Source organism: Halomonas sp. McD50-4 (assembly GCF_022348135.1).
Lineage (GTDB): Bacteria > Pseudomonadota > Gammaproteobacteria > Pseudomonadales > Halomonadaceae > Vreelandella > Vreelandella piezotolerans.
The window spans coordinates 371795-397645 of sequence record NZ_JAKRFG010000001.1 but is presented as its reverse complement, the minus strand read 5'-3'; the positions used below and the strand labels follow the sequence as shown (position 1 = coordinate 397645).

The window sequence follows — 25851 nt, the reverse complement described above, 5'->3', positions numbered from 1 at the left end:
TTATGTTCGAATTGGTAGATAACGCACCCTCGAGCAGTGCGGTCATCAAAGTAGTGGGCGTTGGCGGCGGTGGCGGTAACGCTGTCAACCATATGGTCGAAAGCAACATCGAAGGCGTCGAGTTCATTTGCGCCAACACCGATGCTCAGGCCCTCAAGCGCGTATCGGCAAAGACGGTGCTGCAGTTGGGTGGTGAAATCACCAAAGGGCTCGGGGCAGGTGCTAACCCTGAAGTAGGGCGGCAGGCGGCCATGGAAGACCGTGAGCGCATTGCCGAACTGCTGAGCGGCGCCGACATGGTCTTCATTACGGCAGGTATGGGCGGCGGCACCGGCACTGGCGGGGCGCCCGTCGTAGCGCAAGTCGCCAAAGAGCTTGGCATTTTGACGGTGGCCGTGGTGACACGCCCCTTCCCCTTCGAAGGGCCCAAGCGAATGCGTGCGGCAGAAGAGGGAATGAAAGAGCTCTCCGAGCATGTCGACTCGTTGATCACTATTCCCAACGAAAAGCTGCTGTCGGTCCTAGGCAAGAACGCCACGCTGCTGACGGCGTTCAGCGCAGCCAACGATGTGCTGCTGGGCGCGGTGCAGGGTATTGCAGAGCTGATCACCAGCCCAGGGATCATCAACGTGGACTTTGCCGATGTGCGCACCGTCATGTCAGAAATGGGCATGGCCATGATGGGGACCGGCGGCGCTACGGGGGAAAACCGCGCCCGTGAAGCCGCTGAAAAAGCCATTCGCAGCCCGCTACTCGAGGATATCGATCTTCATGGCGCGCGCGGTATTCTGGTCAACATTACCGCAGGCCCGGATCTTTCCATCGGCGAATTCAACGATGTGGGTGCAACGGTCCAAGAATTTGCATCTCAAGAGGCGACCATCGTGGTGGGTACCTCCATCGATATGGAAATGTCCGATGAGCTGCGCGTTACGGTGGTGGCGGCCGGACTGGATGGTAGCAAAGCCAAGGCGACGGCGGCGCGAGAACCGGCTCGTCGCTCTGCGGCGGAAGCCGGTGGTTCCGATTATCGTAAATTGCAGCAACCCACTGTCATGCGCCAGCAAGCCACGGCACGCGCCGAAGCTCCCGATGCAGCGCCAAAGCCGCGTGCTGAAAAGCGTCGTGCAGCGGATGCCGACGACTACTTGGATATCCCCGCGTTCCTGCGTCGTCAAGCGGATTAACCCCCGCCATCGGGTTCATTGCAGCAGCAAACGAGAGTTTTATTGGTTAAAACGCTCGTTTGCTGTTAAAGTGAACACTGTTTGATAACTTTCTTCCTTTGCGGATCCTGTAGCAGCTTGCTGCAAGCCGCCGTCATTAGAGCTTGACCACTACCTATGATCAGACAACGCACACTACAAAACGTCATTCGCGCCACTGGAGTGGGTCTGCACTCCGGCAAAAAAGTCCATATGGCTTTGCGTCCGGCACCGGCCAACACCGGCATTGTGTTTGTCAGAACCGATCTGGATCCCGTGGTACATGTGCCTGCCCGTGCCGAACTGGTTGAAGACACCACGCTGTGCACGGCGCTCTCTTATGAAGGTGTCAAAGTCGCGACCGTCGAGCACCTTATGTCCGCCTTTGCGGGCTTGGGCATCGATAATGCCTACGTCGATATCAGTGCCCCGGAAGTGCCCATCATGGATGGTAGCGCCAGCCCATTTGTCTTTTTGATTCAGTCTGCGGGCATTTTGGAGCAAGAGGCGGCCAAGAAATTCATTCGCATCAAGCGCCGCATTGGTGTGACCGATGGTGATAAAGAAGCCACTTTTTTGCCTCACCAAGGTTTTAAAGTGTCGTTTGCCATCGATTTCGACCATCCGGTTTTCGAGCAGCAGAAGCAAACTGCGCTGATCGACTTTTCGACCACGTCGTTCGTCAAAGAAGTCTCCCGTGCGCGAACTTTTGGCTTCATGCGCGATCTCGAGTACCTTCGCTCCAACAATTTGGCTCTTGGGGGCAGCCTCGAGAATGCGATCGTTGTTGATGATTACCGTATCGTCAATGAAGGTGGCCTGCGCTATGAAGATGAGTTCGTCAAACACAAGGTGCTAGATGCCATCGGTGACCTGTATCAGTTGGGCTATAGTTTGATTGGCGAATTCCGCGGCGTGAAATCAGGCCATGCGCTCAATAACCAGCTGTGCCGTGAGCTAATGGCTCAGCCTGATGCCTATGAAATTGTCACGTTCGAAGAAGAGAAAGCCGTGGCACCCATCTCTTATGCGGCTCCAGCGATGGCGTAATTCGTCAAAATAAAAATGTCTGGGGCGTTGAGTTGAAAACGTGACATGGCTCCCCATCTATAAAGCACTGCTTCGGCGGTGCTTTTTGCGTGTAAGGGGAGGCGCTTTTAAATTACGTTTTGGTGTCTTTCGGGCGAGCGTGAGAGGCCAGGCGCTCCAGGGCATGTTTGAGGCTGAGGCTGTCAGTGTCTTTGGCGCATTCGGCCAGGGTTTTGCCCGCACTGTCGGAAAGCGTTCGCGTGAAGCGTCTGGGTGACTCGATGGGGCGTACGGGGCGCACTTTAAGGGTGAACCCTGTCACTCCCTCAAAGCCAGGGAGCTGGTGAAGCAGCGATAACAGGCGAGATTGTTCGTAGCGTAGCCACGTCAGCCAGCTCGCTTGCCCGCTGATGAGGGTCAAGCGGCCATTGCTAAAACCGCCTACGAAAATATGTTCACGCATCTCTTCGGGTAAATGAGCACGGAGATGCCGCTGTGCTTGATCGATCAAGCGTGATTGTCGCATGAGCTGGCCGACGCCGCCTGACTTGGTTAGCAGTTGGGCAATGGGCTGTGCGCGAGAACGCTTAACCTTTATACTCATCAACTTGATTCCTAGGGTGTTGCGAGTGGCGTCGTACTGGTTACTACGTGCATCACCTGTGATTGACCGCCAATAGACAGAGCCTAACACGCTCAGGAGCCAGTCCACAGCATGTCATCAACGTCAGAGATCGAATCCGCTTCGCTAAAGCGTCCTCGACGCTATGGCCTGGCGCGTTGGTGGTTGGCTGGTTTGCTGGTGAGTTGTTTACTACCCGCTAGTTTACACCCATCCGACGCGTTGAGAAGCAGCGACCGTGGTGTTTGCATCTGCTTTTGGATGCCTGCCATGCTTCGCGCGAAGTCTCATTGGATCGCGAAGAAACGGCGCGCGCTTCGCCGCTGGTTTCATCGCCAAACGCGACGAGAGCCCCAATCTTTCCGTCGCCCGTTACCTTTTCTTCCGTTTGCGCTCCCGCTCGTCGCCGCAAGCGATGTCGTGACGCCCCGTGGCCCGCCTACTCGATAATGCCTCGCTTGATTACCACCCTTTTTGCCTGATACCTGAGCGTACCTGGATGGGGCGCTCACGATGATTTGGAAATTTCATGATTAATAATTTGTTACGTAAAGTGGTCGGCTCCAAGAACGACCGTGAAGTCAAGCGCATGCAAAAAAGTGTGCAGAGCATCAATGCATTGGAAGAGACCCTGGCGGGCCTAAGCGATGCAGAGCTTCAAGCAAAAACTCCAGAACTACGTCAGCGTCTAGACGAAGGGGCAACGCTGGACAGCCTCTTGCCCGATGCGTTTGCTGTGGTGCGCGAGGCCAGTAAGCGGGTGATGGGGATGCGTCATTTCGACGTGCAGATGGTGGGGGGTATGACCCTACACCGCGGCCGTATCGCCGAAATGAAGACTGGTGAAGGTAAAACCCTGGTCGCCACGCTCGCGGTCTATTTGAACGCGCTGACTCGCAAAGGCGTTCATGTCGTGACCGTGAACGACTACCTCGCTCGTCGCGATGCCGAATGGATGCGCCCCCTGTATGAATTTCTAGGGCTCACGGTGGGTGTTATTTTCGCCGGACAGACGGGGGAAGAGAAGCGTCACGCGTATCAATGCGATATTACCTACGGCACCAACAACGAGTTTGGCTTCGACTACCTACGCGACAACATGGCGTTCTCGCTGGAAGACAAAGTCCAGCGCGGTTTGCACTACGCCATTGTGGACGAAGTCGACTCCATCTTGATCGATGAAGCGCGCACACCGCTGATCATCTCCGGTGCGGTGGACGAAAATACGGACCTCTACGGCATCGTGAATCGTTTGGCTCAGCAGCTCGAGCAGGGGGAAGTCTCCGAAGATGACGAAGCGCCAGTGAGCGGCGATTTCGTGCTCGACGAAAAGCAGAAACAGGTAGAACTGACCGAGCAAGGACACAATAAGGTCGAAGAACTCATGCGGGCCGAGGGGCTGCTGGGGGAGGGCGAATCGCTTTATGCTGCGCAAAACCTCAACTTGCTGCAGCACATGCACTCGGCGCTACGTGCGCGTCACCTCTATCACCTCGACGTGGACTACATCGTCGCGGAAGGCCAGGTCGTGATCGTCGACGAACATACCGGTCGTACCATGCCTGGGCGTCGTTGGTCCGAGGGGTTGCACCAGGCCGTCGAAGCCAAAGAAGGGGTGACGGTTCAGCGTGAAAGTCAGACGCTGGCATCCACTACCTTCCAGAACTACTTTCGTCTGTATGAAAAGCTGTCGGGCATGACGGGCACGGCGGACACCGAAGCGTTCGAATTCCGTCAAATTTACGGTCTGGACGTCATCGTCATCCCTACCAACCGTCCGTTGGCGCGCAAGGATTTCAATGATCTCGTCTACCTGAGCGCCGAAGAGAAGTACGAAGCCATCATCAAAGACGTCAAGGCAGAAACAGAGGCGGGTCGTCCTGTGCTGGTCGGTACGGCGTCGATCGAAACGTCCGAGTACCTCGCACGTCTGATGCGTAATGCAGGCTTGAAATTTAACGTGCTCAACGCAAAACAGCACCAAAGCGAAGCGGAAATCATCGCCCAGGCGGGCCGACCAGGTGCCATTACCATCGCCACCAACATGGCGGGGCGTGGAACGGACATCATGTTGGGTGGCAACTGGGAGGCCGAGGCAGCCAAGCTGCAAAACCCCAGTCAAGCCCAAATCGATACGCTCAAGGCCGAATGGCAAAAGCGCCATGATGCGGTTTTGGAAGCGGGTGGCCTGCACGTCGTGGGTTCCGAGCGGCACGAATCACGGCGTATCGATAACCAGCTTCGCGGTCGCGCCGGGCGTCAGGGGGATCCTGGCTCGACACGCTTCTTCCTCTCCTTGGAAGATAGCCTGATGCGTCTGTTTGGCTCGGATCGCGTGAAGCGTTTGATGCAGGCGTTGGGGCTCGAGCGTGGCGAAGCCATCGAGCACAAAATGGTCTCTAACGCGGTCGAGCGCGCACAGAAGAAAGTCGAAGGCCGTAACTTCGATATCCGTAAGCAGTTGCTGGAGTACGATGACGTCGCCAACGACCAGCGCCGCGTCATCTATGAGCAGCGTAACGAAATTCTCGCCTCCGACGATGTCTCCGCCGCTGTGTTAGGTATTCGTGAGGAGGTCATGGAGGAGGCGATTAGCGACTACGTGCCCCCACAAAGTCTGGCTGAGCAGTGGGATCTGCCTGGGCTGGAAGCGCACCTGAAAACGGAGTTCAATCTCGATGCTCCGGTCGTGCAGTGGGCGGACGAGGATGAGCGCTTCAGCGAAGAGAAGCTGCGCGAGCGCCTGCAGACCATGCATCGCGACGCGTACCAGGCGAAGATCGAGTCCGCTGGTGAAGCGCTGATTCGTCGCTTCGAGAAACAAGTGATGCTGCAAGTGCTGGATACCCGCTGGAAAGAGCATCTGCAGTCCATGGATCATTTGCGTCGCGGTATCCACTTGCGTGGCTATGCACAGAAAAACCCCAAGCAGGAGTACAAGCGCGAGTCCTTCGAGCTGTTCCAGCATCTGTTGACCAACATTAAAGCCGATGTCACGCGCATTCTCAGCCACGTTCAGGTGCGTCAGCCAGAAGAGGTCGATGCGCTGGAGCAGAAGCGCCGTGAAGAGCTGGCCCGTGAAAAAGCCACGGCTGCCAGCCGCCACGATGCGCCCGATGCCGAGCCTGGCGAGGCCGCACCCGGTGCCGACGGTCGCCCGCTGCGTCGTGAAAATCCCAAAGTAGGCCGCAACGATCCTTGCGTGTGTGGTTCGGGTAAGAAATACAAGCAGTGCTGCGGAAAATTGAGCTAATCACGCGCTCTCGTCAGCGAGCGTAAAGGAGAAAAACATGGCGGTGGGACATCTTCCCTTTCCGGAATTGCCACCTCTTGACGGGGTGCGTCTAGGGACTGCAAAGGCGGGCATCAAGAAGCCGGACCGCCGTGACATGGTCGTGATCGAGCTGCCTGAGGCGGCCACCGTCGCCGGTGTGTTCACGCGCAATGCGTTTTGTGCCGCTCCCGTGGTGGTGGCTAAGACACACCTTGAGGCGTGTGCAAAGAACGGTCTGTCTGCCCGGTACTGGCTGATCAATACCGGCAATGCCAATGCGGGTACGGGTGAGTCAGGACTGCAGGATGCCTATGCCAGCTGCGCCGCGGTGGCCGAGCAAGCCGGGGTGGACGCCACCCAGGTACTGCCGTTCTCGACTGGCGTGATTGGCGAGCCATTGCCCATGGCCCGCCTTTTGGCGGGTTTGCCAAATGCGCTGGGGTCGTTGGCTGATTCAAGTCAAGCCTGGCAGCAGGCAGGGGAAGGCATTCTTACTACTGACACTCGCGCAAAAGGCGCGACGGTTAGCGTGGCGATTGGCGACCAGCAGGTGACCATCAACGGCATTACCAAAGGGTCGGGCATGATCAAACCCAACATGGCGACCATGCTGGGATTCGTCGTTACCGACGCGGCGATTGAGCAGCCCTTACTCGCCTCGCTACTCCGGGAAACGGTGGATCGCTCTTTCAACTGTATCACCGTGGATAGCGATACTTCTACCAACGATGCCTGCATGCTGGCAGCGACGGGCACGGGGGCGCGTATCGAAAGCGACGAGCATATTGTCGTGTTCCGCAATGCACTGCAGCGAGTGATGACCGAGCTAGCTCAGTCGATCATCCGCGATGGCGAGGGGGCGACTAAGTTCATCACCCTGCAGGTGAACGATGCCTGCACGCGCCAAGAGGCGCTGGACGTAGCATTTACCGTGGCCCATTCGCCGCTGGTCAAAACCGCCCTTTATGCTTCCGATGCCAACTGGGGGCGTATTTTAGCGGCAGTGGGACGGGCACCGGTGGAGTCGTTCGATGTCAGCCGTGTCGTCATCGATTTGGGCGATGTGCGACTGGTGGAGAACGGTGGCCGTGCTAATAGCTACACCGAGGCAGCTGGCAGTGCCGTCATGGCCGAGGAAGAGATTACAATTCGCATTAATTTGGGGCGTGGTGACGAGGCGGCCACTGTGTGGACCTCGGACCTGTCCCATGACTATGTGTCCATCAACGCGGATTACCGCAGCTAAGTCTGTGGCAACGTGCTAACGCAGCGAGATAGCGCCGTGCAAGCATGGCGGTGCGCACAAAGTGGATTAGACGTAATGAGTGTAATGGTAAAACGACGGGTACATGTTGCGGCGGCTGCAATGATCAGCGCCGATCAAAAGCACGTGCTGATCGCGCGTCGGCCTTCCAACGTCGATCACGGCGGTTTATGGGAGTTTCCTGGCGGTAAACTGGCCCCCTATGAAACTGGGTTAGAAGGCCTGAAACGTGAGTTGCATGAAGAGTTGGGCGTGGAGATCGTCCGTGCTCAGCCGCTCATTCGCGTTCACCATGAGTACCCTGATAAGCATATCTTGCTCGACGTATGGCAGGTGCATGAGTTCGCCGGCGAGCCGTTTGGCCGTGAGGGTCAAGCGGTGCGGTGGGTGCCGATGAACGAGCTGGTGAACTACCCGTTCCCGGCAGCGAACCTGCCGATCCTCCGCGCTGTGATGCTACCTACTGAGTATTTGATTACCGGTGAAGAGCCTGACGACGAGCGCTTCGCAGCGCTGCTCGAGCGCGCTCTGCGCGAAGACAATATTCGTCTTGTTCAGCTGCGTGCCAAAAGTTTGGATGAGGCAGCCTACGTGGCTCGTGCCGAGCGTGCGCTCACGCTTTGCCGTGAATATGGGGCAAAACTGCTGCTCAACGGTGAGCCTACGCTCTTGGAACAGGTCGATGCCGATGGCATCCATCTGACCAGTGCGCGGTTGATGGAGCTGGATCGTCGCCCGATTGCCGAAAACAAGTGGCTTTCGGCATCAACGCATGACCAGAAGCAGCTCTCCCAAGCGGCCGTGTTGGGGTGTGATTTCGTCACCCTGTCGCCGCTACGCACTACGCCTTCGCACCCGGAAGTGGCCCCCATGGGCTGGCACGACTTCCAACAACTGGTGGAGCGGGCCGGTATGCCGGTGTTCGCGCTGGGCGGCATGACCCGCTTCGACGCCAACCACGCGCGCGCGGTGGGCGCGCAAGGCATCGCCTCTATTCGCGATTTTTGGAAGTAAGTACTTTTGCCGTGGGTACTCTTGCTGTAGGTACGCTTGTCTGATCGCCAATAGTAAAACGCCTGCTCTGGTCACAGGGCAGGCGTTATTAGTTGTTAGGGAGAAGTAAATACCTAGTCGCGGTAGCGGCGGGTCAGGTCGCCATAGGCGTCGACCCGGCGGTCGCGCAGGTAGGGCCAAATACGTCGGGTGTTTTCGCTACGCGCCATATCCAGGCTTACGACCAACTGCTCGGTCTCTTCACCCGCATGTGCTAACAGCTCGCCTTGTGGGCCGCAAATAAAGCTACCGCCCCAAAAAGCGATACCGTCGCCCACGCCGGAGTGATCCGCTTCAAGGCCGATGCGGTTGGCCACCAGGACTGGCAGACCGTTGGCAACGCCATGGGCTCGCTGAATGAGCGTCCACGCCTCTTTTTGGCGCGCCTTTTCGGCGTCGTCGTCGTTAGGGTCCCAGCCAATGGCGGTGGGATAGAGCAGCAGCTCGGCACCCGCCAGCGCCATCAGGCGCGCCGCTTCCGGATACCACTGGTCCCAGCACACCAAAATCCCTAACCGCCCCACGGACGTGTCGATGGGCGTAAAGCCCTCTTTGCGGGTGTCGTCGGCGTCGCCAGGGGTGAAGTAAAACTTTTCGTAGAACCCTGGGTCGTCGGGAATGTGCATCTTACGATACTGACCCACTCGCCCCTGAGCACGGTCGTAGACCACGGCAGTATTGTGGTAAAGCCCCGCTGCGCGTTTCTCGAACAGCGAGCCTACCAGCACGATATCCAGCTCTTTGGCCAGTGCCGCTAGCCGCTGGCCGGTGGGGCCGTCCAGTGGTTCGGCAAGATCGAACAGTGCCGGGTCTTCGTATTGGCAGAAGTAGTGGGTGGCGTGCAGCTCTTGTAATAGTACGAGCTGTGCTCCTTGGCTCGCTGCTTTGCGAATGCCCGCTTCGCTTTCGGCTAGACTGCGCGCTTTGTCCGGCCATGCGGCTTGTTGAATCACCGCCACGTTGAGTGTCTGAGACATGCTGCTCTCCTTAAGAGTGAGTGGTCGCAGGCACAAGCGTACCTTTGGGTAGCTGCATGGTTAAGCAGTGCAGGCTGCCGTGCTGTCGAATCACGCTGACGCACTCGATGGGAATCAGAGTATGTTCCGGGAACGCCACGGCCAGCGCCTGGAGGGCCGTGACATCCGCAGGATCTCCGTAAGTGGGTACGAGCACGGCGTCGTTAATGATCAGAAAGTTAGCATAGGTGGCTGGCAGGCGATGACCGTCTTCAGGATCGAAACAGGCCTGGGGCCAGGGAAGCGGAACGAGCCGGTAGGGCTCGCCGTTACGCTGACGAAACGCTTTTAGCTCCTGTTCCATGGCCTGGAGGGCCGTATAGTGGCGATCGGTGGGATCATCGCAGCGCACGTAGGCAATAGTGGTGGGGCTACAAAAACGAGCCAGTGTATCCACATGACTGTCGGTATCGTCACCTTCTAAGTGCCCGTGCGTTAGCCATAGTATTCGGTCGACACCAAAGTCGTCTGCCAATCTCGCTTCGATATCGGCACGGGAGAGTGACGGGTTGCGGTTGGTATTCAGCAAGCACGCTTCGGTGGTGAGCAGTGTGCCCTCGCCGTCGGTTTCGATGGCGCCGCCTTCCAGTACCATGTCACGCGAGGCCACCGGACAAGCCCATACGCCTGCGTCTGCCAGCCACTGCGTCAGCTGATTGTCCCGCTCGGCGGGAAATTTACCGCCCCAGCCGGTAAAGGTGTAATCCAGCAGCAACGGTTGGTCATCGTCATCCAACACCGTCATCGGCCCGTGATCCCGCGCCCAGGTATCGTCGGTGGGTGCGACAATGAGCAGCAATTGCTGTTGGGGAATTCCATACGCCTCGAAAGTGGCGGTCAGACGCTGGTAAGTCGCCTCGTCGGGCACGCAAATGATCACCTTCTGGTAGCGCGCGGTGGCCAGTACGATTCGCTCTAGCGTGGCTTCGATACGCGCCAGCATATAGGCCCAGTCGCCGTCAGGGCGGGGCCAAGTGAGCTGCAGACCATCTTGAGGATGCCACTCGGGCAATAGGCGGTGAGTATGGGTAGCCAACGTCAACGGTGCTCTCTCTAGTCAGAATAAGCTTACCCAGCGGGCAAGAGGAACGGGCGCAATTTAGGGGGTTGCCTCACAACTTGCAAGCGTTACTGACCATCGAGGGAACGCTGTGGGTAGCCGCCACTCTAAGGCTGCGTTTGCACATGCAGCCATGCTAAAAAAACCGTACCATGGACGCCCATTATTAAGGAATGTCGTCATGCTTGATCGTTTGCCTTTTCTGGTGGGGCTGCGCTATGTGCGCGCTAAACGCCGGAACCATTTCATTTCATTTATCTCTCTGACGTCGATGCTGGGACTGATGCTGGGCGTGGCGGTGTTGATTCTCGTCTTGTCGGTGATGAACGGCTTCGATCACGAGCTGCGTACGCGCATTCTGGGTATGGTGCCCCACACTAAGATCGAATCCCAAGAAGGGCTGGTGGAGTGGGAAGCGTTAGCTGAGCGGCTAATGCAGCGTGAGCGGGTGATCGGTGCGGCGCCCTACGTCGAGCAACAGGGCATGTTCTCTGCCGGAGGCCGTAATCAAGGGGCGATGGTCAATGGCATTCACCCTGACTGGGAAGATCGCGTCTCCATCATTGGCGAGCATATGCGTCAGGGGGAGTTGGCCGATCTCGTGCCCGGCGAGTGGAATGTCGTGTTGGGCTCTATGCTTGCACGTCGGTTGGGCGTGGGAGTAGGGGACCGTGTGACGTTGCTGGTGCCTGAAGCCTCGATTACACCGGCAGGCGTATTTCCACGACTCAAGCGGTTTACCGTGAGCGGTATCTTTAGCGTCGGGGCCGATCTCGATGCGAGCCTTGCCTATGCCAACATTGAAGACATGCAAACGCTGGCTCGCATGGGTGATGCAGTGGGTGGGTTACGCCTGGAGCTGGATGACCTTTTCATTGCCGGTAGTGAAACCCAAGCCATCGTCAATGAGCTGGGCCCTGGCTATCGTGGCACCGACTGGACGTTTTCCCAAGGAAACCTCTTTCAAGCGATTCAGATGGAAAAGCGCATGATCGCGCTGCTATTGACGGTGATCATCGCCGTTGCCGCTTTCAATATCGTCTCGACGCTGGTGATGGTGGTCACCGACAAGCGCGCCGATATTGCCATTTTACGCACCATTGGTGCCACCCCGCGGTCGATCATGGGGATTTTCATCGTGCAGGGACTGGCGATTGGATTGATCGGCATTGCTGTTGGCGTTGCGGTGGGTATCGTGCTGGCGCTGACCATTGCCGACCTGATCGCCTGGTTCGAGAGTGCCTTTGGCATTCAGTTCCTGGATGCGGGGGTTTATTTTATCAGCGATCTTCCATCTCGGTTGGTGTGGAGCGACGTGCGTGACATCGTGCTGGCCGCGTTTGGTCTAACCTTCCTCTCGACGCTTTACCCTGCATGGCGAGCCGCCCGAGTTCAGCCTGCCGATGTACTTCGCTATGAATAAGGAGGCTCAGATGACGCCAACCAACGCCAACGCCATCATGTTGGAATGCCGCGAGCTTACCCGCGTTTACAGCGAAGGCCCACAGGATCTGACCGTGCTGGATCAGCTCGAACTCACCGTGCACGCGGGCGAGCGCGTCGCGATCGTGGGTAGTTCCGGGTCGGGCAAGACGACCCTGTTGAACTTGCTGGGAGGGCTGGATCGACCCAGCTCAGGCAGCGTGGTGATTGGCGGCGAACCGCTGTCGGGATTGAACGAAGCCGCACTGGGCCGCTTTCGCAACCAGTACATCGGTTTCGTATATCAATTCCACCACCTGCTGGCGGAATTCACGGCCGTCGAGAACGCGGCACTGCCGCTGATCATTCGTGGTCAGTCGAAAAAAGCTGCCGAGCAGCGTGCCATGCGGTTACTGGAGCGGGTAGGTATGAAGGCTCGCGCCGATCATAAGCCAGGTGAGCTGTCTGGAGGCGAGCGCCAGCGGGTAGCGATTGCCCGAGCACTCGTCACAGACCCAAGTCTGGTTTTGATGGACGAGCCAACGGGTAACCTCGACCAAGCTACCGCTGCCACCATTCTGAGCTTGATGGACGAGCTGGCCAAGGAGAGCGCCTGTGCCTTTGTGATCGTTACTCACGATGTGAGCCTTGCCGCCCACCAAGATCGGGTGATGAAGTTGGATGGAGGCCGCCTGGTGGCTCAGGCGAGGTGAGTCAATCATCAAACTCCGATTCGATGCGGGCTCGGCGCCGCCGTCTTTTAAGGCGGCGGCGTTTCCAGTTATGGGAGACGTGCCAGCGCCAGATTAAGCGAATCCCGATGTTCGCAACAATGGCCAGTACGAGGGCTGTGATCAATGATCCCAGCAACAGTGGCGGCAGAATGTCGTGCATCTGCTCGGCAATCCAGCGCGTCGAAATACGTGAAGGAGCCTCCCGCGCAGGGGCGCCTAGCAAAAACGTACCGATGCGATAATTGACGTAAAAAATCAGCGGCATGGTGAGCGGGTTGGTGACCCATACCAGGCCGACCGAGAGGGCCAAGTTACAACGGCTCAGCCGCGCGCCCAATGCTGCCACTACCATCTGAAAGGGGATGGGCAGCATTGCACAGAACAACCCGACGCTGAACGCGTTGGCCACGCTGCGTCGGGTCAGTAGCCATAGGCCCGGGTCCGCAATTAGCGGTGCAATGAAGCGCAGCGAGCGCTGACGCTTTAATGTGTCGGGCTTTGGCATGTAGCGCTGCAGGAAACGGCGCGGCATGTCAGGTACTCTTGAAATAAGTTGTTGCTATTATCCATATCGCGCAGGGCTTCGGCTATGGCGCATGCAGGAATGGTGAGCCACCAGGGAGGGGTGCATGGGCCAAGGCATCGCGATGCCCGCGGCAGTCGCGGCGCTGATAGGCGGTTTTTTCGCGTGGTGGACCGGGGCGCAGAGCGGCCCATGGTGGCTTCCATCCGTCATGGGCATGGGCGTGCTGCTGTGTCTGGCTTCTCGTCCTAACGCGTTACCGTGGCTGTTCATTGCTGCAGTCGTTGCGGTGAGCATTCAGCAAGAGTGGTCACGCCAACTGCCCGTCGGACTGAGCGGGCAGGATATCGTCATCGACGCCTACATCACTGAGGTGCAAGAGCAGCCGGGCGCAAGGCGGCTGCGCTTGAAGGTCGAACGCTGTACGGCCCCTCGACACTTACCTAGTTGCGAGCGATTGGGAAGTGTCAGGGTTAGCGCATACGACCATGCTTTCACCCCAGGCGAGCGCTGGCGGATGACCGTGCGGCTGCGCCCGCCCTCTGGATTTCTCAATCCGCATACGTTCAATTACGAGCAGTGGCTGTGGCGCGAAGGGATACATGCCACGGGTTACGTACGCGCGAATCCTGCGCCCCAGAAGCTGGCTGCGGCGACGCCCCGATTGCGGTCTTGGGCGCAGGATTATTTGGCACAGAGTCCTTTGGCGCCTCGCACCCAGCGGTGGTTGGCGGCATTGACGCTGTGCGATAGCGAACAGCTCACGCAAGACGACTGGACGCTGTTGAACGCTACGGGGACCACGCATCTGGTGGTGATTTCTGGCCTTCACGTGGGGTTGGTGGCCTCTTTCGTGCTGCTATTGGGTCGCTATGGCGCCCGTCTGATAACACCCACTGATTGGCGCCTGCGAACATGGCCCTGGTGGTTGGCGGGGGCAGCGGCCATTGCCTATGCGGCACTGGCGGGACTGGCACCCCCGGCGATGCGGGCGATGATCATGACCCTGCTGGGTCTATGGGTGCTTAGTGGACGCCATGCCCCCGGCTCCTGGCAGGCGTGGTGGTTAGCCTTAGCGCTGGTACTATTCTTCGATCCTCTCGCGCTTTGGCGGCCAGGGCTATGGCTATCGTTTCTGGCGGTTGGCTGGCTCATTCTCTTATGGCAAGGGCGTCCCCGACCCGTGGGAATAAGGGGGTGGTGCTGGGCGCTGCTGCGTTCGCAACTGTTGCTCGCGCCGTTGATGGCCGCTGCAGTGCTGCTGGCATTCGGGCGAGTAGCCCCCGTGGCGCCGCTGGTCAATCTGATCGCCGTGCCGTGGGTTAGCTCGATAATGGTGCCTAGCGCGCTGCTTGGTTGGCTACTCTCACCGCTACCTGGCCTGGGCGCGCTGACGTGGTGGGCGTTCGAGCAGGCGTTGGGAGGGTTCCACTGGCTGTTGCGCCTCGCGGTCGATGCAGCACCTCTTTGGCAGCCGCCCTCATCGATGGTCTATCCCCTGGCGGGTAGCCTAGTGCTGGTATCGCTGTGCTGGGGGCTGCCCGCCATTCCGCGTTGGCTGGGTATCGCATCACTGGCGCTCGTCGCGACACTCCCCTTATGGCCTAGAGAGCCGACGCTAGCCCCTGGACGGCTGGACGTAACCGTCTATGACGTGGGGCAAGGTCAGTTGGTCGAGCTGCGCAGCGTCCATTATCGGATGTTATATGATACGGGGCCGCGTTTTCGTAGCGGCTTCATGCCTCTGCAAAGCCTGTGGCCCCCTGGCCAGCTCATTGATCGAGTCATCGTCAGTCACGCGGACACCGACCATGCCGGTGGCATCGAAGCACTGCTATCCGAACACCGCGTCCGCCAGTGGTGGGCTCCTGAGGGGGAAGTGTTGCCGGTGGACAGTCACCCTTGCCAGCAGGGGCAGCAGTGGCAACAGGACGGTGTTCGCTACCGTATCCTTTGGCCACCGAAAGGGGAGAATGCGCTCTCCTCGAACGACCGCTCCTGCGTGTTGGTGGTAGAGGTCGGCGAACATCGTTTGCTATTGACAGGAGATGTCGGGCGACAGATCGAGCGACAGCTGCTCAACCAGCTCGATGGCCCGGTAAGCGTCCTAGTGGCAGGGCATCACGGCAGCTCGACAAGCTCTAGCGTTCAGTTCGTGCGCGATACCTCTCCCAGCCACGTCGTGTTTAGCGCAGGAAGGGGTAATCCGTTCGGGCATCCCGCCGATGAGGTGGTGCGTCGCTTTCGCCAGCAGAAGAGCTGCCTGTGGAGTACTGCCCACGATGGCGCACTGCGTTTTTCGCTTATCCCGCAACAGCCTATTGAGCTGCGGTCTCTGCGCGTTCTTGCAGGTGGTCATCAGCGGTGTTGAAGCGGGCCACCATCAGGTAGAATCGCCGACACTGCACACTACTGCCGGGAGCGCGTGTGACTGATTCAGGTTGGATGTTATATAGAAGGTTATTGGGGTACGTAAAGCCACACTGGCGTGCGTTTGCGCTAGCGGTGGTAGGGTTCGTGATTTATGCCGCATCGAGCACGGCGCTGGCGGAGATGATGAAGCGACTGATTGACGGCATCCAGAATCCAGATGCCGCTTTTCGTTTGTTTTTGCCGCTGTTCGTCGTGCTCATGTTCGCCTCTCGCGGGCTAGGAACGTTCTTGAGCACCTATTTCATGGCTTACGTTGGACGCTATGTCATTCACACCCTGCGCTGCGACGTATTTGCCCATTTGTTGCACCTGCCGGGGCGCTTCTTCGATCACCACTCTAGCGGCCATCTGGTCTCACGCGTCACTTATCATGTCGAGCAGGTGGCGGGCGCCGCCACCAATGCGGTCACGATCATTTTACGAGAAGGGCTGTTCGTCATTGGGCTGATCGGTTATCTATTCTGGACCAACTGGATGCTGACACTGCTGTTTCTGGGCGTCACGCCAATCATTGCGGGTGTCGTGAGCTATGTAAGCAAGCGCTTTCGACGTATCTCCAAGCGCATTCAGCACTCCATGGGTGATGTGACGCACGTTGCTTCAGAGGCGCTCTCCGGTTACAGAGTGGTGCGTACCCACGGTGCAGAAGCGTATGAGAAGCAGCGTTTCGAACGGGTCAGTGAAGAGAACCGTCGCCAAAGCATGAAGGAGGCCATGACGCGCGCGGTCAGCTCGCCTGTGGTGCTAATGCTGGTGGCGATTTCCATGGCGCTATTGGTTTGGCTGGCCATGGCCCCTTCACTCATGGAAGACATGACGCCAGGTGAGTTCGTTGCCTTCATTACGGCAGCGGCGCTGATGATCAAACCGGTTCGTCAGCTTACCGAAATCAACGGTGAGATTCAGAAAGGCATTGCCGCGGCGTCCGAGCTGTTTGGCTTGTTGGATCTGACGCCTGAACAAGACGAGGGCAAACGCTTACCCAACAAACTGAGTGGCCACGTGGTGATCGAGGATGTCAGCTTTCGCTATGACGACGACCACCCAAATGTGCTGCACCACATTGATCTCGACGTTGCCCCCGGCGAGTTGGTGGCGATCGTGGGGCGCTCGGGGAGCGGAAAATCCACTTTAGTGAGCCTGCTACCGCGCTTCTATCGACCGAGTGAAGGGCGTATCTTGATCGATGGCGTCAATGCTGACGAGTATGCCTTAGGCCCGTTGCGCCAGAACATTGCTTTGGTCTCCCAGCAGGTAACGCTGTTTAACGCATCGATTGCCGCCAACATTGCCTATGGGGAGGCAGATCCTGATCCTGTCGCTATCAAAGCCGCCGCCGAAGCCGCCTATGCCAGCGAGTTCATCGAAAAGCTGCCCGAAGGCTTCGCGACGATAGTTGGGGAGAATGGTGTCATGCTTTCAGGCGGTCAGCGTCAGCGGCTTGCCATCGCTCGGGCGATCTTCAAAGATGCGCCTATTTTGATCTTGGATGAAGCGACTTCCGCCCTCGATACCGAATCCGAGCGCTATATTCAAAAAGCGCTGGAACACGTCTGTCAGGGGCGAACCACGCTAGTGATCGCCCATCGCCTCTCTACCATCGAGCGTGCCGACCGTATCCTGGTGATGGATCAGGGACGCATCGTGGAGCAGGGGACGCATTTTGAGCTGTTGGAAAAAGCCGGTGCCTACGCAGCCCTCCATCAGCTTCAGTTTCAGGAGAGTGAATGAGCTTGTCGCAGCGCTGGCTGAAAGCCGCCTATGAAGGCAGCGCGTGGCTGACGCCGCTCTATCCGCTCGGCTTTTTATACCGTTATCTCATGAGGCGGAGAGCGGCGCTTTACCGTCGTGGTGATAAGCCAACATGGCGAGCGCCAGTGCCGGTGATCGTGGTCGGTAATATTACCTTGGGGGGAACCGGTAAGTCGCCACTGGTCGCATGGCTAAGCCGTTGGCTCAAAATGCAAGGGTTTTCACCGGGTATCGTCACACGTGGCTATGGCGGAAAGGCGCCGGTCTATCCCTTGCTGGTAACGCCGTCAACCGACCCGCATCATAGCGGTGACGAGCCGCTCATGCTAGCTCAGCAGACCGGGGTACCGGTCGTTGCCGATCCGCAGAGGTCACGCGGGGCCGATATGCTGATGCGGCAGGGGTGCGACGTGTTAATTAGCGATGATGGCTTGCAGCACTTGGCGATGGGACGCGATATTGAGTTAGTGGTGGTTGATGGTGCTAGAGGGCTCGGCAATCGCCGTTGTCTTCCGGCGGGTCCACTGAGGGAGGCGCCGGCGCGGTTGGCGAGCGTAGATGCAGTGATCATCAACGGAACTCCCCAGCGTCCGCTGGGTATTGAGGGGGTGTCCATGACACTTGTACCTACGCGTTGGCGCTACTTGAAGACTGGGCAGGAGTGGCCACTTCAGCCGCTGCCATTTTCTCTTCCTGTCGATGCGATGGCGGGAATTGGCAATCCTCAGCGCTTTTTCGATACGCTTCGATCATTGGGTGTTAGCGGAGCGATGCACCCTTTGAATGACCATCAGCCTTTCGATACCAGCACCTTTCAGTTCGTATCGAAACGCCCCGTTATCATGACGGCCAAAGACGCCGTGAAGTGTCAGGCGTTTGCACCGCCTGATAGCTGGGTATTAGACGTGGAAGCGCAGCTTCCACACGCATTCGAGGACTGGCTGCTCAATAAGCTGTCCGACTTGACACAAAGGGGAAGCACCGATGGATAAGGAATTATTGGCGATGCTGGTTTGCCCACTATGTAACGGCAAACTGAAGTATGACCGAGACGCGCAGGAGCTTTGCTGCCATTACGACGGATTGGCGTACCCTATCAAGGACGGCATTCCTGTCATGCTGCCTGAAGAGGCGCGACGCATGGATGCCGATGAAAAACTCGCTACTTCGCCTGGCCGCACTGGGGAGGCGTGATGGGAGACACGTCGACGCCGTTCATCGCCGTAGTACCCGCTCGTTTTGGCTCCTCGCGGCTGCCGGGGAAGCCGCTCCTAGACATTGCGGGAGAGCCGATGGTGGCGCATGTGTGGCGACGTGCCAGCAAAAGTCAGGCAAGCCGCGTCGTGGTCGCCACCGATGATGATCGCATTCGCGACGCCATGCTGTCTTACGGTGCAGACGTCGTCATGACGCGCGACGATCACCCGTCGGGTACTGATCGACTGGCCGAGGTCGTCGAGCAGCTCGGTCTCGACGACGAGACGCTGGTAGTCAATGTCCAGGGTGATGAGCCGCTTATTCCTCCCGTACTCATCGACCAAGTGGCGCATCGCTTGGCCGATGATCCCGATGCTGCGATGGCCACGTTGGCGGAACCGATCACGGATGTAGATACGCTCTTCAATCCTAACGTGGTGAAAGTCGTGCGCTCATTGCAAGGGCGTGCGCTTTATTTCTCTCGAGCACCGATTCCGTGGGATCGGGAGCACTTCACACGCCAGCCCAACCTATTGGAAACCGATGCATGGCTACGCCATATCGGTATCTATGCCTATCGGGCTAGCTTTTTGGCAGCTTATCAGGATTTGCCGACCTCCACGCTTGAGCAATTGGAGCAGTTAGAGCAGCTTCGCGCTCTCCAGCATGGCTACGCGATTCAAGTGGCGTTGGCCAGCGCGGTGAATCCTGCCGGTGTGGATACGCAAGAGGATCTAGCGCGTGTCAGAGCGCTGCTGGCGGTAGAGGAGGGGCGGTCATGACACGCGTACTGTTCGTTTGTCTGGGCAACATCTGCCGCTCGCCCACGGCGGAAGGCGTATTTCAGCAGGCGTTAGCGCGTGCAGGGCTCACTCATCTTGTCGACATCGACTCCTGCGGCGTAGGCGATTGGCACGTGGGTAAAGCCCCTGACCTGCGTGCCCAGGCGGCCGCACGTCGGCGTGGCGTGGACATCAGCCACCTGCGTGCCCGACAGCTAACCGCGAACGACTTCCATGCGTTTGATTACGTGCTAGGTATGGATCATGACAACTTGGCGGCCATCCATGCGTTACAGCCCGCCGATAGTCAAGCCAAAACAGGGTTGCTATTGGCGTATGCCGGGTTGCCCAATACGGATGTGCCTGATCCCTACTACGGCGGAGAGGAGGGATTCGAGCAGGTATTGGACATGATCGAGCAGGCCAGTGCCGGATTGATCGACGAGTTGACCCGTGGTCGCTGACGCTGTGAATCAACCAGCAGCCTGGGTGGATTTGTCTGCCGCCAATACGCTGCGTCTGCCTTGTCAGGTGGAGCACTATGCCGCGCCCACTTCGCTAACGAGCCTACAGGCGGCGCTTCACCATGCTCATGCTCGGCAGTGGCCCATAACGCTGCTCGGCGGTGGCAGCAACGTACTTTTGCCACCTACTCTCATGGGCATGGCGCTGCGCCCAGCGCTTTGCCACTGGTGGTTGGAGCGCCAGAACGAGAGCGTCGTGGCGTTCGTCGGCGCTGGCGTCAACTGGCACTCGCTGGTCATGGCCTTGGCGGCCAGAGGGCTTTGGGGGACGGAGAATCTAGCGCTCATTCCAGGTGATTGCGGTGCGGCGCCGGTACAGAACATTGGGGCCTACGGCGTCGAACTGAGCGATGTGCTGGAAGGTGTCCAGGTGGTCGAATTGGCCACGGGCGAGGTGCGCTGGTTGAGCGCTCAGGCCTGTCAGTTCGGCTATCGAGATAGTATCTTCAAACGGGCACTGGCTGGTCGAGTGGTGATTACTCAACTGGCACTTCGGCTCTCCGAGTGCCCACGTCCCGTGCTGGGCTATGGCGATTTGGCCTCTCGTGTGACGGCTTCACCCACGCCACTGGCGGTCGCTCAGGCGGTTTGCGCCATTCGTCGAGAGAAGCTGCCAGACCCGGCCGTGCTCGCCAATGCGGGTAGCTTCTTCAAGAACCCGGTGGTGGACGAGTCTCAAGCGCAACGCCTTCTACAGACATATCCGCAGATGCCGCACTTTCCTCAAGCTCACCACCAAACCAAGCTGGCGGCAGGATGGCTGATAGATCAGTGTGGCTTGAAGGGCTATCGTGACGGCGCTTTCGGCGTGCATGAGCGTCAAGCCCTGGTACTCGTGCACTTCGGGGGAGGCGACCGTCCTGGGCTGCTGCGTTTTGCTGAAAGCGTGGCAAACGCTGTATACGATCGGTTTGCCGTCACGCTGGAGCCCGAGCCTCGCGTGGTTTAAGCAAAGCATCGAGTAGCTATAAAAAACCCCGCCGAGGCGGGGTTTTTTGTGCTTGGCCGTTACTCTTGCGAGTTCTGACCTTGAGCGTTCTGCTGCTTGCGCAGCTCACGCGGATCGTTATGGGCACGACGGCGACGACGGCGGGGTTTAGGCGCTTCTTCGTCGGTGGCAATGCTAGCTGGCGCTGGCGCAGACACCTCGTCGGTCGAGGCAGTGGCCGCGGGTTTCTGCTCGGACGCATGGGCAGTCGCTGATGTCGCTTCGTCGGCGACGGCATCGCTGGGCGTCTTCTCGGCAGTTCGTTCGCTTGCCGGCGTGGCCGCCTCGGAGGTCGGTGCGTCGTCTTCAGGCTTCGCAGAAGGCGCTGTGTCAACGTTGTCCTGCTCCGCTTCTGCCGTGGGCTGGGCATCGACGTCTGCTACTGGCGCTACCGATACGTCGGTCTTCGCCGCTTGGGCGTGTGCTTTGTCAGGCGCAGCGCTGCTTGCCTCGGTCTCTGCCGGAGTGGCCGCGGGCGCTTGAGGCGCGTTCGTGGCCTGCGGCGCCTTTGCGTGATCAGTTGGCTGAGCCTGAGCATCGCTCGCATCGTCAACGCTTGCATCCGGCACTTCGGCTTTGGGCACCTCAACTGCTGACGACTCTACGTGGGGTTCTTGCTGCACGTCCGCGGTGCGTGCGCGTTCTGTAGTAGCGTCGTCAGGCTCCGCGTGGCTAGCTGCTTCCGTGGAGGCGGGCTCGGGCTGCGGTCTGCTCGGTGCCGCTGCTTCTTGAGCGGTGGCTTCCGGCTTGGATTGACGACGCTGGCGCGTCGGTTTGCGAACTTTGTCGGCACTGTTGACTGCGCGCTCTGTGGGAGTGCTCTCTTTGGTGCTCTCTCCAGTGCTTCCGCCAGTACCTTCGCCAGCGCTCACTTCGGACGTCTGGTCGGCCTGATCGCTTCGTAGGGTCGCGGCATCAGTCGGTGCCTCGGTGGCCGTTGCCTGAGAGGCTTCGGCTGTCTGTGTGGAGGCCTCAACCGTGGGTGTCACGTCAGCAGGCGCTGTGTCGGCCATGCCATCAGTGGCTTGGGGAGCCTTTGCGGCTTCGGCTTGCAGCTTCAACTGCTCGGCTTCCGCCTGCGGATTGAGCGCCTGTTTACGCGAGCGGTTACGCGGGTTGTTGCGGGTGCGCTTTGGCTTGCCGTCATCCTGCTGGCTGTCGTCGGCCTGCGCCGCAGGTGCGCGCTCTTCCTGCTTGGGCTTGTTCTCCCGTGGCTTGTCGCGACGAGGCTCCTGAGGTTTACCAGACTCCTCCTTGGAGGTCTCTTTCGGGCTCTCTTTTACGCTCTCTTTCGGGCTCTGCTGACGCGGGTTTTTCGCGTTCTCTTGGCCTTTGCTATCGTCCTGTTGGGGGTGGCGGCGGCGATTACGCGTACGGCTTGGGCCGCTGCGCTTGTCGCTGGCATCTTCATTACGTGATCCGGTGTTTCCCGCCGCGTTGCCGCGCTGATCGTTCTTGGCGTTATCGCTGCGCTGTTCCTGCTTAGGCGTGCTGTCGCTGCGCTCCTGGGCCGGTTTGCTGCGGCGCTCGTTGCGTGGCGGGCGGCTTGGCTGCTCGGACTGCTTGCGTGGCGCTTCTGCCTCTTTAGCCGTCTGCTGAGCGCTGTCATCGCCGCCCAATAGCTTGGCGAAGCCGCGAATGAAGCGGCCGAGTACGCTGGGCTGTTCGGCGGTCGGCGCTGGAGCGGCGGCTACCTTGGCAGGCGCTTCTTCGGTTTGTAGCGATGCAGGCGCCGGGGCGTTATGCACGACGCTCTTCACGGCAGCTTCGGCACGCTGAGCAGGGGGCGCAAAGCTTGGGTCTGGCTCTTTGCCGACGTCGGTGTCGGTCGACAGCTCGAAACTGGAGAGCGAGTGGCTATCATCTTCGTCTAAATGATCATCCCGCAGGCGCTGGACATCATAATGCGGCGTGTCCATGTCAGGGCTGGGAAGCAGGACCACGCGAACCCCTTGGCGTGACTCTATGTCTGCCAGCACGCTGCGCTTTTCGTTCAGCAAGTATGTGGCCACGGACACTGGCAAGATGGCGCGTATTTGGGCGCTGCGCTCTTTCATGGCTTCTTCTTCGATTAGACGCATGATCGAGAGTGATAGTGAGCGTACGTCCCGAATGGTGCCCTGGCCGTTGCAGCGCGGGCACACTACGCCGCTGGTTTCGCCGAGAGAAGGGCGCAGGCGCTGGCGCGACATTTCCATCAGACCAAAGCGAGAAATGCGACCGATTTGAACCCGCGCGCGATCCAGCTTCAAGGCATCGCGCATGCGGTTTTCGACTTCACGCTGGTTGCGCGCGGGCCCCATGTCGATAAAGTCGATGACGACCAAGCCACCAATATCCCGCAGGCGCAGCTGTCGGGCGATCTCGTCGGCGGCTTCCGAGTTGGTTTGCAGTGCCGTTTCCTCGATATCGCTACCCCGCGTGGCACGGGCGGAGTTGATGTCGATTGAGACCAGCGCTTCGGTGTGGTCGATCACGATCGAGCCGCCTGATGGCAGCTTCACTTCCCGCTGATAGGCGGTTTCGATTTGCGACTCGATCTGGAAACGGGAGAAGAGCGGAACTTCGTCCGCGTAGAGCTTGATCTTCTGTTGGTACGAGGGCATGACCTGGCGAATGAACGCCAGCGCCTCGGCGTGAATCTCGGGGCTATCGATCAATACCTCGCCGATATCCTGGCGCAGGTAGTCGCGCATGGCGCGAATGATGACGTTGGATTCACGGTAAATCAGAAACGGTGCCGAGCGTTTGCCTGCTTCCGTCGTGATGGACTCCCACACCTGAACGAGGTAATCCAAGTCCCACTGTAGCTCCTCGGAGCTACGTCCGATGCCGGCCGTACGAACGATCAGTCCCATTTTATCAGGAACGGTGAGCTGACCCATTGCATCTTTGAGCTGGCTGCGGTCATCGCCCTCGATACGGCGTGAAATCCCTCCTGCGCGTGGGTTGTTGGGCATCAACACCAAAAAGCGACCCGCGAGACTGATAAAAGTGGTCAGCGCTGCGCCTTTGTTGCCGCGTTCCTCTTTATCGACCTGAACGATGACTTCCTGGCCCTCTTTTAGCACCTCTTTGATGCTAGGGCGACCAGAGACGTCTTTGATGAAGTATTCGCGCGAGATCTCTTTCAGAGGAAGGAAACCGTGGCGCTCGGCACCAAAGTCCACGAACGCGGCTTCGAGAGAGGGTTCTACTCGGGTGATCTTACCCCGATAAATATTGGCTTTTTTCTGTTCCCGAGCGCCGGATTCGATATCCAAATCGTAAAGGCGCTGTCCATCTACCAGTGCGACCCGCAGCTCTTCAGGCTGGGTCGCGTTAATTAGCATCCGTTTCATGTTGTCTCACGTAGCATGGCGTGCCGACATACTTTTGAAAGCGTGCGTCGGCGAATCGCTGGGTGCTGCGTGCTTGTGCTCGGCGCATGGTTATGCTGACGCATTAAGCCGGGAAGGCAGTCGTGCCGACCCGGCCGAAAGGGCGTTGAGTACGTGGCGGCGGCAGAACATGTTTCGGTGGCTGTCACGTCCATCCGGCTCTGCTGACACCGCCTACACCTGGCATTCATCGATTCGCCAACGCCGGTATCGGCACAGCGTTGATCTTAGCGCCCTAGCGTTGCAACGACTTGTGACGAAAAGAGGCTGCAAGGCTGAGGCGTAACGTTTATTTAGTGACGGGCCCGCCGTTTCTGGCCGAGCCTGACGTTCTCTCTCGTCCGACGGGTGTCAAACGACAGAGTTACTACATTTCAATACGTTGTCAGTAGGTAGTGCGTACACTTATCACTACTGAGTGCGCTCTGACCTGCGTGTTGGTCGTGCAGGTGCGAAGCCAAAACGTGGAACATCCTTCTTTATACCAATGTTATAAAAGCGGGCCACGTTCGGCCCGGCCACGTTGGCCGATGAGCGCTTTGGAATATAACAGTAAAGACAACCACCAGCAATTGACGCAATGCCGGGAGCTCTACGTTAGAATGCCGTTTTTAATCTGACGTCAAAGAATGTCACCAGGAGTAAGCGGCAATGTCCGAAGGGCGTGAAGTACAGTGGGTGGAAATCGCCCCGGAACAAGCAGGTCAGAGAATCGATAATTTTTTGATGACCCGATTAAAAGGGGCTCCCCGCGCACTGATTTACCGTATCGTTCGTAAAGGGGAAGTTCGGGTCAATAAAAAACGGGTCAAAGTCGATTATCGCCTGCAGTCGGGTGATTTGGTGCGAGTGCCGCCGCTGCGTCTTGCCCCTAAAGAGGCGGTGAAAGAAGTCAGCGATAATCTGCGCGACCTGCTGGTGGGAAGCGTGATCATGGAAGGGCCCGACTGGATGGTGATGAACAAGCCGTCGGGCTTGGCCGTCCATGGGGGAAGTGGTGTCAAGATTGGCTTGATCGAGGCTCTTCGCCAAGTGCGTGACGACCTGACGTTCTTGGAGTTGGTGCATCGTCTCGATCGCGATACTTCCGGCTGTTTACTGCTCGCCAAGTCCCGTGATGCGTTGGTTACTCTCAACGAGTCTTTGAAAAAACACGGCATGGACAAACGCTATTTGGCGCTGGTGGCCGGACGCTGGCCTGCCCGCAAAACCTACGAAAGCGCGCGGCTGGATCGTTTCGATGCAGGCAACGGCGAGCGGCGCGTGCGGGTAGACCCCAATGGTAAGGTGTCACGCACTCACTTCTCCGTGATCGAGACGTTCGAAAAAGTCACGCTGATCGAAGCGGAGCCAGTGACCGGTCGCACTCACCAAATTCGCGTGCACGCTGCCCATGCAGGGCATGCGCTATTGGGTGATGATAAATACGCGACCCGTGAAAGCGCAGTGCTGACCAAGCAATTGGGCTTGGGCCGCCTCTTTCTACATGCTCGCTCGCTGACCTTTCCAGAGCCTGGTAACGGCAGACCTGTGACGGTTAAAGCGCCGCTTCCAGGGGCACTTGAAGAGACGCTCAAGCGCGCACGTCAATGA

At 58.6% G+C, this 25851-nt stretch carries 20 protein-coding genes; 15 read left to right on the top strand and 5 right to left on the bottom strand.

What is annotated here, in order from left to right:
* Nucleotides 1–2 precede the first annotated feature (2 nt).
* Entirely contained in the window at nucleotides 3–1187 is a 1185-nt protein-coding gene (gene ftsZ / locus MHM85_RS01885; RefSeq protein ID WP_139527201.1) for a cell division protein FtsZ, read from the top strand.
* 156 nt (nucleotides 1188–1343) lie between these two features.
* Nucleotides 1344–2255, top strand: a complete 912-nt coding sequence (lpxC, locus tag MHM85_RS01880; RefSeq protein ID WP_139527202.1) for a UDP-3-O-acyl-N-acetylglucosamine deacetylase — start codon at nucleotides 1344–1346, stop codon at nucleotides 2253–2255.
* Between the two features lie 112 nt (nucleotides 2256–2367).
* Here lpxC and MHM85_RS01875 read toward each other — a convergent pair whose 3' ends face one another.
* Nucleotides 2368–2838 carry a DciA family protein gene (locus tag MHM85_RS01875; RefSeq protein WP_139527203.1) on the bottom strand — a complete coding sequence of 157 codons (471 nt, stop codon included), beginning with the start codon at nucleotides 2836–2838 and terminating at the stop codon, nucleotides 2368–2370.
* 547 nt (nucleotides 2839–3385) lie between these two features.
* On the opposite strand from MHM85_RS01875, the gene secA reads away from it, so the two are divergent.
* The 3 genes from secA to MHM85_RS01860 all read left to right on the top strand — a co-directional run bounded on the left by secA (nucleotide 3386) and on the right by MHM85_RS01860 (nucleotide 8408).
* Entirely contained in the window at nucleotides 3386–6109 is a 2724-nt protein-coding gene (secA, locus tag MHM85_RS01870) for a preprotein translocase subunit SecA (RefSeq protein ID WP_219861091.1), read from the top strand.
* 37 nt (nucleotides 6110–6146) lie between these two features.
* Nucleotides 6147–7376: a bifunctional glutamate N-acetyltransferase/amino-acid acetyltransferase ArgJ gene (gene argJ, locus MHM85_RS01865; RefSeq protein WP_139527206.1), complete on the top strand. Its 1230-nt coding sequence runs from the start codon at nucleotides 6147–6149 to the stop codon at nucleotides 7374–7376.
* 75 nt (nucleotides 7377–7451) lie between these two features.
* Nucleotides 7452–8408, top strand: a complete 957-nt coding sequence (locus MHM85_RS01860; RefSeq protein WP_239284014.1) for a Nudix family hydrolase — start codon at nucleotides 7452–7454, stop codon at nucleotides 8406–8408.
* 113 nt (nucleotides 8409–8521) lie between these two features.
* Here the strand turns inward: MHM85_RS01860 and MHM85_RS01855 are convergent, their stop codons facing one another.
* Both MHM85_RS01855 and MHM85_RS01850 read right to left on the bottom strand, forming a co-directional pair.
* On the bottom strand, nucleotides 8522–9424 hold the full coding sequence (locus MHM85_RS01855) for a carbon-nitrogen hydrolase (protein WP_219861089.1): 903 nt from the start codon (nucleotides 9422–9424) through the stop codon (nucleotides 8522–8524).
* Between the two features lie 10 nt (nucleotides 9425–9434).
* Nucleotides 9435–10505, bottom strand: coding sequence for an agmatine deiminase family protein (locus tag MHM85_RS01850; protein ID WP_139527208.1), 1071 nt, complete (start codon nucleotides 10503–10505; stop codon nucleotides 9435–9437).
* A gap of 199 nt (nucleotides 10506–10704) precedes the next feature.
* On the opposite strand from MHM85_RS01850, the gene MHM85_RS01845 reads away from it, so the two are divergent.
* Both MHM85_RS01845 and MHM85_RS01840 read left to right on the top strand, forming a co-directional pair.
* Nucleotides 10705–11946: a lipoprotein-releasing ABC transporter permease subunit gene (locus MHM85_RS01845; RefSeq protein WP_139527209.1), complete on the top strand. Its 1242-nt coding sequence runs from the start codon at nucleotides 10705–10707 to the stop codon at nucleotides 11944–11946.
* 10 nt (nucleotides 11947–11956) lie between these two features.
* Nucleotides 11957–12658 carry an ATP-binding cassette domain-containing protein gene (locus MHM85_RS01840; RefSeq protein ID WP_139527210.1) on the top strand — a complete coding sequence of 234 codons (702 nt, stop codon included), beginning with the start codon at nucleotides 11957–11959 and terminating at the stop codon, nucleotides 12656–12658.
* A gap of 1 nt (nucleotide 12659) precedes the next feature.
* On the opposite strand, the gene MHM85_RS01835 is transcribed toward MHM85_RS01840, so the two are convergent.
* Complete coding sequence (locus tag MHM85_RS01835) at nucleotides 12660–13211, bottom strand: DUF2062 domain-containing protein (protein WP_139527211.1); 552 nt, start codon at nucleotides 13209–13211, stop codon at nucleotides 12660–12662.
* Between the two features lie 97 nt (nucleotides 13212–13308).
* Between MHM85_RS01835 and MHM85_RS01830 the strand changes: the two genes are divergently transcribed.
* From MHM85_RS01830 to murB, 7 genes are read left to right on the top strand one after another with little or no spacing between them, the layout of a single operon-like run.
* Nucleotides 13309–15573, top strand: a complete 2265-nt coding sequence (locus tag MHM85_RS01830) for a DNA internalization-related competence protein ComEC/Rec2 (RefSeq protein WP_239284001.1) — start codon at nucleotides 13309–13311, stop codon at nucleotides 15571–15573.
* 56 nt (nucleotides 15574–15629) lie between these two features.
* Complete coding sequence (gene msbA, locus MHM85_RS01825; RefSeq protein WP_139527213.1) at nucleotides 15630–17366, top strand: lipid A export permease/ATP-binding protein MsbA; 1737 nt, start codon at nucleotides 15630–15632, stop codon at nucleotides 17364–17366.
* Nucleotides 17363–18379, top strand: a complete 1017-nt coding sequence (gene lpxK, locus MHM85_RS01820; protein WP_219861085.1) for a tetraacyldisaccharide 4'-kinase — start codon at nucleotides 17363–17365, stop codon at nucleotides 18377–18379. The genes msbA and lpxK overlap by 4 nt, the downstream gene beginning before the upstream one ends.
* Nucleotides 18372–18581: a Trm112 family protein gene (locus tag MHM85_RS01815; protein ID WP_219861082.1), complete on the top strand. Its 210-nt coding sequence runs from the start codon at nucleotides 18372–18374 to the stop codon at nucleotides 18579–18581. Before lpxK ends, MHM85_RS01815 begins: the two co-directional genes overlap by 8 nt.
* On the top strand, nucleotides 18581–19366 hold the full coding sequence (gene kdsB, locus MHM85_RS01810) for a 3-deoxy-manno-octulosonate cytidylyltransferase (protein WP_153842890.1): 786 nt from the start codon (nucleotides 18581–18583) through the stop codon (nucleotides 19364–19366). Before MHM85_RS01815 ends, kdsB begins: the two co-directional genes overlap by 1 nt.
* Complete coding sequence (locus tag MHM85_RS01805; RefSeq protein WP_139527217.1) at nucleotides 19363–19830, top strand: low molecular weight protein-tyrosine-phosphatase; 468 nt, start codon at nucleotides 19363–19365, stop codon at nucleotides 19828–19830. Before kdsB ends, MHM85_RS01805 begins: the two co-directional genes overlap by 4 nt.
* Nucleotides 19820–20839, top strand: coding sequence for a UDP-N-acetylmuramate dehydrogenase (gene murB, locus MHM85_RS01800; protein ID WP_239283988.1), 1020 nt, complete (start codon nucleotides 19820–19822; stop codon nucleotides 20837–20839). Before MHM85_RS01805 ends, murB begins: the two co-directional genes overlap by 11 nt.
* A gap of 59 nt (nucleotides 20840–20898) precedes the next feature.
* On the opposite strand, the gene rne is transcribed toward murB, so the two are convergent.
* Nucleotides 20899–24219, bottom strand: a complete 3321-nt coding sequence (rne, locus tag MHM85_RS01795; protein WP_219861080.1) for a ribonuclease E — start codon at nucleotides 24217–24219, stop codon at nucleotides 20899–20901.
* A gap of 690 nt (nucleotides 24220–24909) precedes the next feature.
* On the opposite strand from rne, the gene MHM85_RS01790 reads away from it, so the two are divergent.
* Complete coding sequence (locus MHM85_RS01790; protein ID WP_219861078.1) at nucleotides 24910–25851, top strand: RluA family pseudouridine synthase; 942 nt, start codon at nucleotides 24910–24912, stop codon at nucleotides 25849–25851.